The 15,481-nt window shown below is 39.4% G+C and carries 15 protein-coding genes, 2 tRNA genes and 1 pseudogene; 5 read left to right on the top strand and 13 right to left on the bottom strand.

The window, feature by feature from the left end:
• The first annotated feature begins 117 nt into the window (after positions 1–117).
• Positions 118–744 carry a DUF2490 domain-containing protein gene (locus HC176_RS00090; RefSeq protein ID WP_167916146.1) on the top strand — a complete coding sequence of 209 codons (627 nt, stop codon included), beginning with the start codon at positions 118–120 and terminating at the stop codon, positions 742–744.
• Between the two features lie 356 nt (positions 745–1,100).
• Here HC176_RS00090 and HC176_RS00085 read toward each other — a convergent pair whose 3' ends face one another.
• The 7 genes from HC176_RS00085 to HC176_RS00055 form a co-directional block, all read right to left on the bottom strand.
• Complete coding sequence (locus tag HC176_RS00085; RefSeq protein ID WP_167916145.1) at positions 1,101–1,274, bottom strand: hypothetical protein; 174 nt, start codon at positions 1,272–1,274, stop codon at positions 1,101–1,103.
• A gap of 34 nt (positions 1,275–1,308) precedes the next feature.
• Positions 1,309–1,668 carry a YraN family protein gene (locus HC176_RS00080; RefSeq protein WP_167916144.1) on the bottom strand — a complete coding sequence of 120 codons (360 nt, stop codon included), beginning with the start codon at positions 1,666–1,668 and terminating at the stop codon, positions 1,309–1,311.
• A 90-nt stretch (positions 1,669–1,758) separates the two neighbouring features.
• Positions 1,759–2,919, bottom strand: coding sequence for a metal ABC transporter permease (locus HC176_RS00075; RefSeq protein WP_167916143.1), 1,161 nt, complete (start codon positions 2,917–2,919; stop codon positions 1,759–1,761).
• On the bottom strand, positions 2,912–4,039 hold the full coding sequence (locus HC176_RS00070; protein WP_167916142.1) for a metal ABC transporter permease: 1,128 nt from the start codon (positions 4,037–4,039) through the stop codon (positions 2,912–2,914). The genes HC176_RS00075 and HC176_RS00070 overlap by 8 nt, the downstream gene beginning before the upstream one ends.
• Positions 4,040–4,221: 182 nt before the next feature.
• Entirely contained in the window at positions 4,222–4,959 is a 738-nt protein-coding gene (locus HC176_RS00065; RefSeq protein ID WP_167916141.1) for a metal ABC transporter ATP-binding protein, read from the bottom strand.
• Between the two features lie 232 nt (positions 4,960–5,191).
• Positions 5,192–6,097 carry a metal ABC transporter solute-binding protein, Zn/Mn family gene (locus HC176_RS00060; RefSeq protein ID WP_167916140.1) on the bottom strand — a complete coding sequence of 302 codons (906 nt, stop codon included), beginning with the start codon at positions 6,095–6,097 and terminating at the stop codon, positions 5,192–5,194.
• 100 nt (positions 6,098–6,197) lie between these two features.
• Positions 6,198–8,441 carry a TonB-dependent receptor gene (locus HC176_RS00055; protein ID WP_342448652.1) on the bottom strand — a complete coding sequence of 748 codons (2,244 nt, stop codon included), beginning with the start codon at positions 8,439–8,441 and terminating at the stop codon, positions 6,198–6,200.
• A 125-nt stretch (positions 8,442–8,566) separates the two neighbouring features.
• On the opposite strand from HC176_RS00055, the gene HC176_RS00050 reads away from it, so the two are divergent.
• The gene (locus HC176_RS00050; protein WP_342448656.1) at positions 8,567–9,220 is read left to right on the top strand and encodes a metal-dependent transcriptional regulator; all 654 of its coding nucleotides are present in this window, start codon (positions 8,567–8,569) and stop codon (positions 9,218–9,220) included.
• 164 nt (positions 9,221–9,384) lie between these two features.
• Here HC176_RS00050 and HC176_RS00045 read toward each other — a convergent pair whose 3' ends face one another.
• From HC176_RS00045 to HC176_RS00025, 5 genes are all read right to left on the bottom strand, one after another.
• Entirely contained in the window at positions 9,385–10,269 is an 885-nt protein-coding gene (locus tag HC176_RS00045; RefSeq protein WP_209309619.1) for a 3-keto-disaccharide hydrolase, read from the bottom strand.
• Between the two features lie 41 nt (positions 10,270–10,310).
• On the bottom strand, positions 10,311–10,451 hold the full coding sequence (locus HC176_RS00040; RefSeq protein WP_245234798.1) for a FeoB-associated Cys-rich membrane protein: 141 nt from the start codon (positions 10,449–10,451) through the stop codon (positions 10,311–10,313).
• Between the two features lie 19 nt (positions 10,452–10,470).
• Positions 10,471–12,570, bottom strand: coding sequence for a ferrous iron transport protein B (gene feoB / locus HC176_RS00035; protein ID WP_167916138.1), 2,100 nt, complete (start codon positions 12,568–12,570; stop codon positions 10,471–10,473).
• Positions 12,563–12,799 (bottom strand): FeoA family protein, encoded by a 237-nt coding sequence (locus HC176_RS00030; RefSeq protein WP_167916137.1) that lies wholly within the window; start codon positions 12,797–12,799, stop codon positions 12,563–12,565. The genes feoB and HC176_RS00030 overlap by 8 nt, the downstream gene beginning before the upstream one ends.
• Before the next feature lie 79 nt (positions 12,800–12,878).
• Positions 12,879–13,553, bottom strand: a complete 675-nt coding sequence (locus tag HC176_RS00025) for an SCO family protein (RefSeq protein WP_167916136.1) — start codon at positions 13,551–13,553, stop codon at positions 12,879–12,881.
• Between the two features lie 164 nt (positions 13,554–13,717).
• Between HC176_RS00025 and rseP the strand changes: the two genes are divergently transcribed.
• From rseP to HC176_RS00010, 3 genes are all read left to right on the top strand, one after another.
• Entirely contained in the window at positions 13,718–15,064 is a 1,347-nt protein-coding gene (rseP, locus tag HC176_RS00020; protein ID WP_167916135.1) for an RIP metalloprotease RseP, read from the top strand.
• Positions 15,065–15,137: 73 nt separating this feature from the next.
• Positions 15,138–15,211 (top strand) — tRNA-Asn (locus HC176_RS00015).
• Positions 15,212–15,259: 48 nt separating this feature from the next.
• Positions 15,260–15,331 (top strand) — tRNA-Arg (locus HC176_RS00010).
• A gap of 46 nt (positions 15,332–15,377) precedes the next feature.
• On the opposite strand, the pseudogene HC176_RS19935 reads toward HC176_RS00010, so the two are convergent.
• A pseudogene (locus tag HC176_RS19935) lies at positions 15,378–15,481 on the bottom strand (ISAon1 family transposase); the annotation flags it as partial.

Below are 15,481 nucleotides of genomic sequence, written 5' to 3'. Positions count from 1 at the left end.
AAAGTTATAGGGTTTAAAATGAGGTTCTTGCAGTTTAACATTTTTTATGATTAATATAATTCTTGCTTACAAATGAGGGTTAAGGGTAAATTCAGTGTACTATTAAATTTGTGTGTTTTGTTTCCGCTATCTGTACTGTGTCAGGACGGTTATTCTACGTTTTTTGAACCTGAGGTGAATTTCGAATATAAAGTGGGTTCAAATTACACACAGGAGTTTAGCCTCGAGAATAGAAACCTAATATATTCTGATAACAATTTTATATATACCGTAAAACATTTGGAAATTGCACATGCTTCAAAAATTGACTTATCCGAAAGAGGTACTTTGGGTTTAGGTATGCAGTACCGGTTTGAAGAAAACTTTAAGAATAAAGAGGAAAACGAGTTTAGATTAGCACAAGAGTTTACTTTGGGTTCTCCAATAAATAAGGGTATTAGATATCATAATTTCGCTTTTGAGCAACGTTTTTATAAATTGACAACCAAGTATAGGTTCCGTTATCAATTAGGAGTAGAAAAACCTTTAAGCGCTAACCGTTTTTTTATAGCTGAAACAGAAGCTTTGTTTGAAGTTGCAGCAACGCAGAAACCTGAGCTAGAGCAACGGCTAAGCACAGTTTTGGGCTTTAGTATCAATTCTAAAACTAATTTTACCTTAGGCATGGAATACCGCTTGGCAAATTATAACCTTACTTTAGCCCACGAGTTGTTTCTAATAACAGCTCTGGATATAGAGTTATAGGCTTTGCAAAACATGGGTTGTTTGTATGGTATTTTTAAATTATTTATTAAAAGAATTATTTTTACGTAAGGGTATTGATAGAGCTAATGCCGAGTGATATTGAATCTTCCTGCATTCACTCGGAATTGTGCTGATACAGTTCGATACAGCGAGTCTTGCCTGTTAAGACTATTCTTTTATTATCTTGCTAGTTACGTAAATCTTATTTATAGCATATAAAGACCAGGAGTTAAGTTGGAAACGTAGAGTTTTTTGGGTTTCGCTGTGGTGGGTTTTAATAATTTTTCCAGTTAAATTAATATTTTTAATAGAATAGATAGTGTGCTTCTTTAACTATAAGGGAGCTAATTGTGCCGTTAAACTAAATTGTCCAAACAAATAATATCTCCAGTTTGAGGTACTATTGAATAAGCAGAGAAGTCATCTTGCTCAAATGCTTCAGTATTATACCCTTCACTAATTTGTAATGCTGAAATAGTATTGCTATCAAAGTCGCCATTTGAAGCGCGATACGGTCCTTCTAAAAACATAAAATTCCTCTTTTCTGCAGAAGGCTGTTAACTATTAAAAATGATAAAAAGCATTCTCTAAATGCTCGATTTTAAAATGTTTGTCTTCTTTCACAATAGCAATAATATCAAATCGTACTTCAACATCCAGTGCGTTGGTGGTAACGTATTCGTCCACGGCTTTTACCAAACGCTGAATTTGCTTAGGTTTTACAAAATCTTGCGGATTGCCAAAATCGGTTGATGAACGCGTTTTTACTTCAATCACCGCTAAAACGTCATCTTTTTGGGCAATTATATCTACCTCGGCTTTATCGAAACGGTAATTGCGTTCTATAATATCGTAGCCGTTTTTCAAAAGAAAATCGACTGCCAATTGTTCTCCTTTTTTACCAAGTTGATTGTGTTGCGCCATGCCGAATATTGCCGAAAGTTGAGTTTACAATTTAAGCATTTTTTGAAAGTGTTACCACACAAAATTCGGAATCTGGAACTTGAAACAAGATTAGCCTCTAAACAAAAAGAAATCGTCTTTCATGCCTTCAATTTGGGCGTGCTCGTTGGTCATAATGTAGTCAATGGCCTGCGAGGTAAAGGCATTGCCTTTTTTGGTAAGTGAAACCACTCGGTTTTCAATAGAAATCATATTGTTTTTAAGGGCAAGGTTCAACACCGTTTTGCTACGTACTTTTTGCCAATTGATATGTTCGTTGAGGTGGTTTACATGGCGTTCACTTTCTTCGGTATGGTTTTTTAAATGAAGTAAAAAGGTTAATAGGGACACTTCAATGCGTTGCTGTTTTTCTCGATATAATACGGCAACGATGCCTTTGCTTGGTGCAAATAAATATATGATTAAAAATAATAGCCCTAAAACTGTGGTAATGGATCCCGCAATGGAAGCATCGAGCGCATGAGCCAACCAATATCCGGCAATGGCACTAAAAATTCCGAAGCCACAGGCATAAAATATCATACGTTTTAAATCGGTGGTAAGCAAATAGGCCGCAGCGGCCGGGGCAATCATGAGCGCGACCACTAAAATAGCGCCTACGGCATCAAAAGCGCCTACCGTAGTTACAGAGGATACCGTCATTAAACCGTAATGAATTATGGCGGGCGAAAACCCCAATGAAGCAGATAATCCGGCATCAAAAGTACTCACCTTTAATTCTTTAAAAAATGTGGTTAATAAAATAAGGGTGAGGCTTAAAATACAACTAATAATCCATAGTGATTTTGGTCCGATATCGGTGCCAGCTATAATCATGCGGTCGAATGGAGCAAAGGCCAGTTCACCCAACAATACGGCATCAACATCCAAATGCACATCGTTGGCATGTTTTGCAATTAGAATCACTCCAATACTAAACAATACCGGAAACACTAGCCCTATGGCGGTGTCTTCTTTTACCAATCCGGTTTTTTGGATGTATTCCACCAAAACTACAGTGATAATGCCTGTTAAAGCCGCTAAAAGAATGAGTAGCGGTGAGTTTAAATCTTGTGTAATAAAGAAGCCCACAACAATGCCCGGCAAAATGGAATGACTTATGGCGTCACTAATCATGGCCATTTTTCGCAACACTAAAAAAGTGCCCGGAATGGCACAAGCTACGGCCACCAAACAAGCTACTAGCTGTATTTCTATTTGTGTACTACTCATCGGTTTTATTTTGTTGGTTGTACAAATTGGTGGCCGTTTTAAAACCTTCTTCAGTTAAGCTCCACATGTTCCCCTCTAAAACCACATAGTTTTTATTGACCAATTTTTGCAAAGTCCCTTTGGTGTAGCCTTGAAAGTTATTCAGGATTTTGATGGTGTGCGGATGCGAAATATCATCGTGCGTTGATGCGATGCGGTACATAAACGCCAAGGTTTTATGAAGCTGCAGGTCGCGACGGTTTTTTATAAAACGGATTTGTTTGAAAAGTAGCCCCCTACTGGGTGAGAAAATAAAGGATACCAAAACAAAAACACCTGCTACAATAACGATTACTGGGCCGGTTGATAAATTGTTTTGACTCGCACTAACGGCCGTACCAAACACTCCGGAAAATGCTCCAAATACAGCCGACAGAATTACCATGTTTCCGAGGCTGTTAGTCCATTGCCGGGCTGCCGCCGCCGGAGCTAAAAGCATGGCGCTCATCAAAACAACCCCAACGGTTTGTAAGCCTAAAACAATAGCCAGCACAATAAATGAGGTAATTAAAATATCAATAAATTTGGTGTTGAAGCCGAGCGTTTTGGTGTAGTCGGCATCGAAAAGTAGGATTTTAAATTCTTTCCAGAATAGTAATAAAACCAAAAGACAAATGCCTGTTATTGTGGCCATGAGCCATACGTCGCTTTCCACCAAAGTGGCTGCTTGTCCAAACAGGTAAGTGTCCAATCCCGCTTGGTTGGCATTGGGTTGCTTTTGAATGAAGGTGAGCAGCAACATGCCAAAACCGAAAAACAACGATAAAATAAGACCCAAGGCAGTATCTGATTTTAAATGAGTTTTTTTGATGATACCGCGAATCCAAAAGGTACCAATTAATCCGCTGACCAATGCACCTAGTAATAAAATATTACTGTCTTTGGTTCCAGAAATTAAAAAAGCAATGGCAATACCTGGAAGAGCCGCATGCGAAATCGCATCACCCAAAAGACTTTGTTTTCTCAGCACGGCAAAACTGCCCAACATACCAGTTACAGCTCCCAAAATAGCCGTGCCAAGGGTGATGGTGCGAAGGGTGTAATCGCTAAAAACGAGTTTTATGTATTCTGTTAGGTCCATAATTTCTGCGAAAGCTGGAATCTTGTCCTGTTTTCGGAGCTTTTTTCATCTATTCTTCCTCTTGACGTTCAATTCTACCGTATTGAATCGTGACTTCTTTTTTCTGTTATTTCCGTTTTACTTTTAAATTATATTCATTGTGATTCAGTACTGTTTACTGTAACTGAGACTGTAAACAAAGCTTACTCCTGAACACTCACTTTATAATTGATGCCGTAGGTTTTGGTTAAATTATCATCGTTAAAAATATCCTTAACTGGGCCAGTGGCAATTTTCTTTACGTTTAAAAAGGTTACCCAATCGAAATACTCGGGCACGGTCTGTAAATCGTGATGCACCACAATAACCGTTTTTCCTGCTTTTCTTAAGGCTTTTAAAATATTGATAATGGCTATTTCGGTGGAAGCATCAACGCCTTGAAAAGGTTCGTCCATAAAATAAATGGAAGCATTTTGTACCAATGCCCTGGCCAAAAATATACGTTGTTGTTGCCCGCCCGAAAGCTGACTGATTTGTCGGTTTTTAAATGGCAGCATACCCACTTTTTCAAGAGCTTCCAAGGCTGCTTTTTTTTCTTTTTGTCCGGGGCGTTTTATCCAGCCCAAACTACCGTAAGTGCCCATCATCACCACATCAAGTGCCGTGGTTGGAAAATCCCAGTCCACACTGCCTTTTTGGGGGACGTAGGCCACTTGGTCGCGCTGTTTGTCGTAGGGTTTTCCGTAAATGCTAACACTTCCGGCAATGGGTTTTAAAATACCTAAAATAGATTTAATAAGGGTAGATTTTCCTGCGCCATTTGGGCCAACTATAGCCATGAGCACACCTTCGGGGATTTCCAAATCGATATCCCAAAGTACGGGTTTGTAATTGTATGCAACCGTTAAATCATCTACTTGTACGGCTATCTTGTTTTCCATCTCTTTTGTTTATATGTTCATTTTGCCTTAATGCAAAACGAACCAAAAAATCAATTCAATCTGAGGAAATTCCTACGGATCATTCGCTCTAGAAACTCCATGCCTGATGCTTCGCATCGCACTTCCGTTTCTTCGCGCATTATTTCTGCAGATTGATGATTCGGACTGCGTCCGAATTTGGGACTTGACTTTATGCTATTTTATTCAATACAAAATTAGTTTTTCGCTTTTTTCACTTCAACGCATTTACAATAGTATTCACGTTGTGTTCAAACATACCAATATAGGTGCCTTCCTTTGTGCCTGAGGTTCCCAGTGCATCCGAGAATAACTCGCCACCAATCTCAACATGATGGTTTTTAGAATTCACTGCGGCCTGCAACGCCTCGATGGTGCGTTTGGGTACAGAACTTTCTATAAATATAGCTTTTACTTTATTTTCAATAATGAAGGCCGATAGCTTTTGAACATCTTGAACGCCGGCCTCGGTGGCGGTTGAAATGCCTTGTAATCCCACTACTTCAAACCCGAAAGCTTTACCAAAATAATTAAAGGCATCGTGGGCCGTAACCAAAATGCGTTTGTCTTTGGGTAACGTATTTACGGTAGTGGTTAAATTGGTTTTTAAATTTTTTAATTGCTCAGCATATTTTGCGGCATTTAATTGAAAGGCTTCTCTTTTTTCTGGAACCGCTTCTGAAAGGGTGTTGGCCACAAAATGGGTAGCTTGAATCCAGTAATCAATATTAAACCAAATATGCGGATCGTAATTTGAAGCGAAATATTCCGAACCGATAAGTGTGCTTTTGTCTAAAGCATCCGATATGGCCACCGTTTTCTGGGTTTTCATTTTTTCGAATACCTCTACCAATTTGCCTTCTAGGTGCAGGCCGTTGTAAAAAATGATATCGGCACTGGCCAATTTGGTAACGTCGCCCTCGCTAGCTTTATATAGATGCGGGTCTACACCACTGCCCATCAACCCTTGAAGATTGATGTCGCCGCCGCCGATGTTTTTAACCAAATCGGTAATCATGGTGGTTGTGGTGATTACGTTAAGCTTATCGTTCGATTTTTTTTCGCTTTTACAGCTGAATGTAAATACGACAAGGGATAAAATGAGTAAATGTTTTTTCATGTGTAAAGTTTATGGCACATTTTTTTAGGTAGCTTACTAGTGATTGTTGAAGTTGCCTTTAGCTTGCCAAACGCCTCTTATGGGTTTCATTTTGCCAAATTTAATTTAAAGTATAGCGTAAACCAAAAAATAGTCGTCTTCCTTGGTTGGGGGCGTAAACGTATGAGGGGTCGAAAGTTAAGGCATACGGATTATCGTTAGTAGCCAAGGCATTGCCTTGGTTGTCAAATTGTACGTTTTCATCAAAAGGGTCGTGGGCCCGGGCAATAATAAAGGGGTTGCCTTTATTGGGCGTCCAGTTCAGTAAGTTTTTCACACCACCGTAAATTTCGAAATTCTTGAGACCATCAAAAGTGAGTTGAATATTTTGAATGCTCCAATATGGCGATTCGGGCTGCCTTGGGTCTAAATCGCCTAAAAGCGGTAAACGCATGGGGCCGTAAAGGTTTCCGGTATAATCTAGTAATAGGTTGTATTTGTGTGTTTTGTATGAAGCAGCCCAGGTGCCCGTAAAACTTTCGGTTAAAATTTGGCGTTCGGTTACGCCATTTTCAGTTTTCGATACATCCTGAAGAGTAGCTCCCGCCAAAAGTTTTATACCGTTGGAAAACATAGCATCGATATTCAAACTAACCCCTTTGCTGATGGCTTTTCCGTCTAAATTATCATAAATAATTTGGTTGGGGTTGGTGTCGTAATTTGGTAAAATGATATTGTTGAAATGGGTGTACCACGTTGAGGCATCCAACCCGATAATCACACCGCCTTTGGTGAAAATTTTCGTCATATAATTGAGGTTGACGTTATATGAGCGTTCGGGTTTTAGAGCTTCAGCAATAATCACATCTCGAGCTCCGGTGAGTGCGGCATGTTCTTCGGTAAATAAATTCACTACCCTAAACCCGGTGCCGGCGTTTACACGGAAAATATCGTTTTTTGTGGGTTTAAATTTGTAAGCCACTCTTGGTGTAAAAATGTTACCGTGCCTTTTGTCGTAGTCATAACGTGCGCCCAAAAGGAGGTTGTGTTTTTCGTTCAGTTTTATTTCGTCCTGAACAAAAAGGGACGGGATTACCAGTTCGTCCGCTTCAACAGTAGCAGGGGTGTTGTCGTTATAAAAATTATAACGGGCAGCAGCACCGAACAATAAATCGTGATTTTTTACGGGTTTATCCCAAGTGAACTGCCCGAAGCCAATACGTTGGTCGGCAATATATGGGGTGTCGCCATATACCGAATTTTGATGGTGGTCGGTATATGAAAATTGGAACAACACTTTTTCGGAGATGGGTAGTTGGTATTTTCCTAGCACCTCAAAACGGCTGGTGTAAATGCTTTCGCCGTAAATTTGGTCGCCACCACGGAAGGATGGATTCCATTGCATTTCGCCACCCCAACGGTCTTCGTAGAAATAACGGCCGGCCAAAGAAAATACGCGATGGTTTGCTCGTTTGAAATTCCATTTTTGAAATACCGAAATGCGATCTTGTAGGGTTAAATCGGTAAAATTATCGTTGTTATTATCAACAGGATTACTGTAATTAAAATAGTTGATTCCAGTTAATATGTCAGTTTTTGCTCCCAATCTGGCTTTAAAACCTAAATCGGTATTGACTTCGCCCCAACCGGAAACGTAGCTATCTGCGAACACAATAGGGGCATGTTCGGGCAGTTTGGTGATAATATTTATGAGTCCGCCAACAGCCTCACTACCATAAAGTGACGAGGCGGGACCTTTCACGATTTCCACCTGTTCGATAAGTGAATTAGGGATTCCAGATAAGCCATAAACCGTGGATAAACCACTAACAATGGGCATGCCATCAATAAGTACAAGCGTGTAAGGGCCTTCGAGTCCGTTAATATGGATATCGCCGGTGTTGCAAACGTTGCAGTTAATTTGTGGACGAACGCCGTTTACATTTTGCAAGGCTTCAAAAATATTGGGTGTTGGGTTTTTCTTTAAAAAAGTGGGTGAATACACTTCAACGGGCACGGGGCTTTCCAGTCGAGAAACCGCTTTTAAAGTTCCGGTAACCACCACTTCGTCGAGCATCTGAGATTCTTCGAGATAAAAATTCAATGTTAAATTTTCGTCCTTTACCGAAATTGGTTTCGTTTGGGTTTTGTATCCCGTAAACGATGCCGAAATATGGTATTGTCCGGGCTCAATTCCGCTGATGTTAAAAACACCATTTTCGTTGGCTGTGGCACCTTTTGAAATTTCTGTTAAGTACACGTTGGCAAAGGCCAAAGGCTCGCCATTGGAAAATACGCGGCCGCTTATGTTTTGTCCGAATAAAGAGAATGAGACCAGGTTAATTAATAATATTAGATGTTTCACTGTATTATTTTTATGTATCTGTAGTTTTTATTTTTGTGCAAATATAAATATTAATTTAGATTAATCTAAAAATAGATTTAAAATAATGATTAAACTATATTTGTGTTCTAATTAAAAAGAGCATGATAACGCTAACAGAAGAGAATTACATTAAAACCATTTATCAGTTGGGTAAATACGGCACTTTAACGGTAAGCACCAATAGTATTGCCGAGGCTATAGAAACTAAAGCTTCGTCGGTAACCGATATGGTAAAAAAGTTGGCCGAAAAGGGCTATGTAAATTACAAGCGTTATCAAGGAGCGACTTTAACGTCCAAAGGAAAAAAAATAGCGGCCGATGTGGTTAGAAAACATAGGTTGTGGGAGGTGTTTTTGGTTGAAAAGCTCAATTTTTCTTGGGATGAGGTGCACGATATTGCCGAACAATTGGAGCACATAAAATCGGAAAAGTTAATTAACGAACTCGATAAATTACTGGATTACCCCACCCACGACCCACATGGCGACCCAATTCCGGATAAATCGGGTGATATAAAAAAATCTGATAAAGTGTTGCTGTTCAGTTTAACTGAAAATGCCAAAGGGGTTTGTGTAGGTGTAAAAGATACGTCTTCGGCTTTTTTAAAATATTTAGACAAACATAAAATTGCTTTGGGTTCGGAAATTAGCGTGGTGTCGCGCGAAGATTTTGACGATTCTATGGTGATTAAAATAAACGGTACCGAAATGAGTATTTCACAAACTGTGGCCAATAATTTGTTTGTTATAGAAGAATAAGTAAAACCAGAGGCTGTCTGGAAAGTCTTGAACATAGTGGGTTGGAGCGAAATCAAAAAACATGAGCTTTTTATCTTTAATGCATTTCGACTGCGCTCAATTTGACAAATTAGTTCAATTTGGACTTTTTAGACAGCCTCTAGATTTGTAAAATCGGCTAAAGTTTATTTTTTAAAACGTACTTGCTTTTTAATGGCTTTCGGGAATTTTTTGATGGGCGTTAAATTAATTTGCTTGTAATAGCACTCGGCCGCTTCGCTTTGTATTTGAATCTGGCCTTTGTCTAAAATAGAGCCGTCGTGTTTCTTGGCGTTTTCAACTACCATTACAATGTGTCCGTTAATAAGGTGCACGGCATCATTCCCCACTACGTAAATTTCTAAATGGTTCCATTCGCCATGCGGGGCATCGTGTTCTGAAGCGGCATGAATATAGCCTTTGCCAATAGAATAAACATCGCTTTCGGGGTTGTATTTTTTTTCTTTACTAAAATCACCACGAATTTCAACAATGGGAGCACCTATTTTAGGCTTTGCTGTATTACCACCTAAAGGAATAAAATCGCCAAAATCGGTTTCCTGAACTTGGTATTCCAAACTTGTTTTCCATGTGTTCCAAAACCGGCCATGTGGACCGTAGCAATGGTACAAAATGCCACTGTCTCTTTTTTGGTCTAACCTTGGTTCCCACTTTTTGTCGCCCCATTTAAACATAGCACTTAAATGGTAGTTGGCATATTCTTTTTTGGTGGTGAGTCCGCCAAAAATTTCACCGGTAATTTTTAATACAGGTTCGCCATCTTGTTCAATTACAGAAAATACGTTTTTTAGATTGTTGTTCAGTCCAATGGGATTGCCTGAATTCATTTTGTCTGATTGGTAAGTTCCTTCGGGGAGTCCTTTTACGGTTGAGTGAGGAATGCTCAGCCATATATCAAAATGACTTAAATCTTTGTCGAGTAAACTGATGGGTTTTTTGGAGCTTTGAGAAAAAGACACTAAGGTAAATGCAGAAAGTAAGCAGGCTAATAATACATGTTTTTGTTTCATTATCTAGTTTGTTGGTTTTCATGAAACCAAATATAGATAAATTAATTAATGGCAGCCACAATCGCCGTTGCTTCCGCAGGCCTTTTTTTTTTCGGCTTTTTCCAAAAGAACTTTTTAACCAAAAATATAATGGCAAAACCTACGGCCGCAATTACAAGGGTATTTTGGATTATTGTGTTCATTGGAGGGTGATTTTTTTTTCTATTTCAAAAATTGAAAAGCCATTAAAGCTACAATATACGCAAACGAACTCATTATTACCAATTGCAGTACGGGCCATTTCCAGCTGTTGGTTTCTTTTTTTACAATGGCCAAGGTACTCATGCACTGCATGGCAAAAGCATAAAACAAGAGCAACGAAATTCCTGAAGCAAAATTGAACAGCGGCCCACCCAAAATTGGATTGATTTCGGCAGCCATTCGGTTTTTTATGGTGGCTTCGTCGTCGCTGCCAACGCTATAGATGGTTGCTAACGTGCCCACAAACACTTCGCGTGCGGCAAAACTGCTTACTATGGCAATACCAATTTTCCAATCGTAGCCCAAAGGACGGATAATGGGTTCGATGGCATGACCCGTTATTCCAATAAAGGAATTTTCTAATTTATATGAAGCGATGTGTTGTTGCAGTTCGTCTTCCGAAAGGTTCTGTGAAGCGTATTCGTTAGTGATAATGTCTTCGGCATTATTAAAATCATCGCCCGGGCCATAGGATGCCAAAAACCAAAGAATGATGGAGATGGCCAAAATGATCTTTCCCGCGCCAAAAACAAACGATTTGGTTTTTTCAACCACGGTTAAGGTCACATTTTTAAACAGCGGCAGTTTGTAATTGGGCATTTCAACCACAAAAAACGATTTGCTTCTAATTTTTAAAACCCGGTTTAAAATATATGCGGAACCCACGGCTGTACCAAAGCCCAAAAGGTATAGCAGCATTAAGGTTAAAGCTTGGTAGCTCAACCCTAAAAATCTATCTTCAGGGATGACCAACGAAATGATAATTAAATACACCGGAAGCCTTGCCGAACAGGTGGTAAATGGCGTAACCAAAATAGTGATAAGCCGTTCTTTCCAGCTTTCAATGTTCCGTGTGGCCATAACGGCTGGAATGGCACAGGCTGTGCCCGATATTAGCGGTACCACACTTTTTCCGCTAAGGCCAAAACGACGCATAACGCGGTCCATTAAAAACACTACACGGCTCATATAGCCACTTTCTTCGAGAACTGAAATGAACAAAAACAAAAAGGCAATCTGCGGGATGAAAATAACGATGCCGCCTAGCCCGGGAATGATGCCTTCGGTGAGTAAATCGGTAAATGCTCCGGCTGGCAACATGTTTTTTATCCATTCGCTCAATGAAGCAAAAGTTTCGTCAATAAAGTCCATAGGAACTGCCGACCAATCGTATATGGCCTGAAACATGAGCAGGAGTATAAAAAAGAAAATGGCATAGCCCCAAATTTTATGCGTTAGCACCCTATCGAGTTTAGAGCGCAAATCTTTCGCTTTGGTAGCATCAATGGCATGCCCCTTTTTTAAGGCGTTGTTTATAAACTGGTAACGTTTTATGGTTTCCTTTTGCTGTAAGCGCTTAAGGTCTGCTTTGTTTTTGGTTTTAAAATTGGCGACCGCTTCAATTTCATTTCGGTCGGTTTTTCCGAAGTTAACATCTTGTGTTATTACCAGCCAAAGTTTATACAATAGCTGATTGGGGAAGGCTTTGTGTAAACTGCTGAAGTAATCCTTGTCGATTTCGGCGGTGTCCAAACATGGTTTTGTCGAAAGGTCTTTGTAGCCTTCAATAAGCTGCTTAAGTTCGTCGATGCCCTGTTTTTTTCGGGTGCTAACTAAAGCGATTTTTGTGTTGAGTTGTTCTTCCAGATGTGGAATATCCAACGAAATACCTTTGTAGGCCATGCGGTCGGCCATGTTAATGACCAACAGGGTGGGAATTTCTAAATCCTTGATTTGAGTGAAAATAAGCAGGTTGCGCTTTAGGTTTTCCACGTCGCTAACCACTACTGCTACATCAGGAAAATCTTTATCGTTTTTATTTAAAAGGAGTTCGATTACAACGCTTTCGTCCAGCGACGAAGCATTAAGACTGTACGTTCCGGGTAAATCGATAATGTGGGCTTTTAAGCCACGCGACAGTTTGCAAACCCCTTCTTTTTTTTCGACGGTAATACCCGGATAGTTTCCTACCTTTTGGTTTAATCCGGTAAGGGCGTTAAATACAGATGTTTTTCCGGTATTGGGATTGCCGATAAGGGCAACGTTAATTTGTTTACCCATGCGACACTTTTTCTATTAGTATGTGTGCGGCGGTTTCCTTTCTAATAGCCAAATGCGAGCCATTAATGTTAAGATACATGGGGTCTTGAAAAGGCGCCACTTGAACAAGCTGTACAGTATTACCGGGAAGGCAACCCATTTCCAGTAATTTTAAAGGAATATGGATGGACGAAACATCTGTAATTACTGCTATTTCGCCTCGTTTTAAATGTGCTAAGGTATTCTGCAAGCTTATTTAGATTGATTTTAAAGAGGCAAAAGTAAGGGAAAAATTTAGGCTAAAAAAATTGTTGTGAATATTAACTATTTTAACGGTTGTATTCTTCCTTTAAAATTTCAATTTCATTTAGTAAACGTTCAATTTCAGCGGGGTCGGTGCCGTCGTAAAATCCGCGGATTTGTCGTTTTTTATCAATGAGCATGAAGTTTTCGGTATGAATCATATCGTACGGGCCGTCAAACGGATTGTCTTTTACCGCCAAATAGCTCTTTCGGGCCAAATCGTAAATTTGTTTTTTGTCGCCCGTAACCAAGTTCCATTTTTTATCGTTTACGCCTTTCTTTTTGGCATAGCGTTTTAGTTGTGCTACGGTATCAATTTCTGGCGTTACCGAATGCGAAAGCAGCATAACGTCGTTGTCGTTCAAAATTTCCTTTTGAATTTTAGCCATGTGGTCGGTCATAATGGGGCAAATGGTCTGGCAAGTGGTAAAAAAGAAATCGGCCACATAAATTTTGTCTTTATAATCGGCTTGGGTAATGGTTTTTCCGTTTTGGTTGATTAAACTAAAATCAGCTATTTTGTGGTATTTCTTTTTGTACTGTAGGGTGCTGTCAACAAGCTCGGTACTCACCATGGTAGGTTGGTAAATGGGCAAGGGCTGGTACACGTTCAATGTATTGTAAATGATAAAAACGATAATGATTGAAATGGCCAAAAAAACAATGGCGAACCGCTTGTATTCCTTAAAAAAAGATAGCATTGAAAATATAATTTTAGCAAAAATACAATGATTTTTCTGTTGAAAACGCGTTGCGCCATCTTAAATTACAGTTAAAAAAACGGCCATTCCGTAATTGTCTTTTATAAAGTTGGTTTAAAACCTTACTTTTGTGCGATTGTAAAAAAAATTGTTACACACTATTTATGGAGTTTGTTATAAAAATATCGCAGTTTTTGTTAAGCCTTTCATTGCTTATAGTCCTGCACGAGTTGGGGCATTTTATACCGGCAAAGGCTTTTAAAACTAGAGTTGAAAAGTTTTACCTGTTTTTTGATGTGAAATTTTCATTGTTCAAAAAGAAGATTGGTGAAACCGTATATGGTATTGGTTGGCTGCCGCTTGGAGGGTATGTGAAGATTTCTGGAATGATTGATGAAAGTATGGATACCGAGCAAATGGCACAAGAACCGCAGCCTTGGGAATTCCGTTCGAAGCCGGCTTGGCAACGATTAATTATTATGTTGGGAGGCGTTACCGTAAACTTTCTTTTGGCGATTTTAATTTACATCGGCATGAGCTTTTTTTACGGAGAAAGCGTATTGCCGATTGAAAATATAAAAGACGGATTGGCCGTAGAAAGTACCGTAGCCAACAAAGCAGGTTTACAAACCGGTGACAAGATTTTAGCTGTTGATGGCGAAAAAATTGAGACCTTTTCGCAGATTTCTGAAAAGGTATTATTTGGAAAGGAAGTGTTGATTGAGCGCGATGGGGTGCAATCTACAATCACGATGCCGGAAGATTTTTTAGCACAATTGATGGACTCGAAAGAACGTGGTTTTATAAGCTTAAGACAGCCATTTATTGTGATGCAAGTTCCGGATACGTCTTACAACAAGGCCAGTGGATTGCAGAAAGGCGACATACTTTTAGCGCTTAACGATTATAAAACCAAATATGCCGATCAGGTTAGAGATGGTTTAGAGCAGTTTAAAGGTCAGGAAGTAACTGCTACCGTAAAACGCGAAAACCAGAGTTTAACGTTACCCTTAAAAGTAAATGACGAAGGGAAATTGGGGGTTGTGTATGCTGCGGCATCAACCCCAGAAACTTTAGAGGCTTTGGGTTATTACGATTACCAAACTAAAGATTACGGATTTTTTGAAGCTATTCCGGTTGGAATGCATAAAGCCAAAGAACGTGTGGCATCATATTGGGACCAATTAGGAGCTATTTTTACGCCAAGTACAGGGGCTTACAAAGGCGTAGGAGGCTTTAAGGCCATTTACGATATCTTCCCTAGTTTTTGGAGCTGGCAAGCATTTTGGAGCATTACAGCCTTTTTGTCGATTATGTTGGGTGTGTTGAACTTGTTGCCTATTCCGGCCTTGGATGGCGGCCACGTGATGTTTTTACTTTACGAAATGGTTTCTGGAAGAAAGCCGGGCGATAAGTTTATGGAGTATGCCCAAATGGTTGGTTTCTTTATTTTAATAGCCTTAGTGTTGTTTGCAAATGGCAATGATATTTATAAAGCGATTTTTAATTAAAATTTTTTTTAAAAAGTATTGCGAGAACTAAAATAATATATATCTTTGCGCTCGCAAAAGCGAAACAAAACCTTCCTCAGTAGCTCAGTTGGTTAGAGCATCTGACTGTTAATCAGAGGGTCGCTGGTTCGAGCCCAGCCTGAGGAGCAAACAAAGACTTTACAGAAATGTAAGGTCTTTTTTGTTTTATGCAAAGGCTCCATAGTTCAAGGGATAGAACAAAAGTTTCCTAAACTTTAGATCCAGGTTCGAATCCTGGTGGAGTCACTTATTTTTAAAGGGCAAAAATCGGATCAAGTACAAAAGTTGGGGACTAAGCATAAACTTGAGTTAATCTGAACAGGAAGAACTCTTTATTTCTTACACCTCTAAGTTGCATTCTAAACGCTTTAATTTTGGCATTAAAGGATTCCGCTG

This window comes from Tamlana crocina, from assembly GCF_012037625.1.
This window is presented reverse-complemented; position numbering and strand designations above follow the sequence as displayed.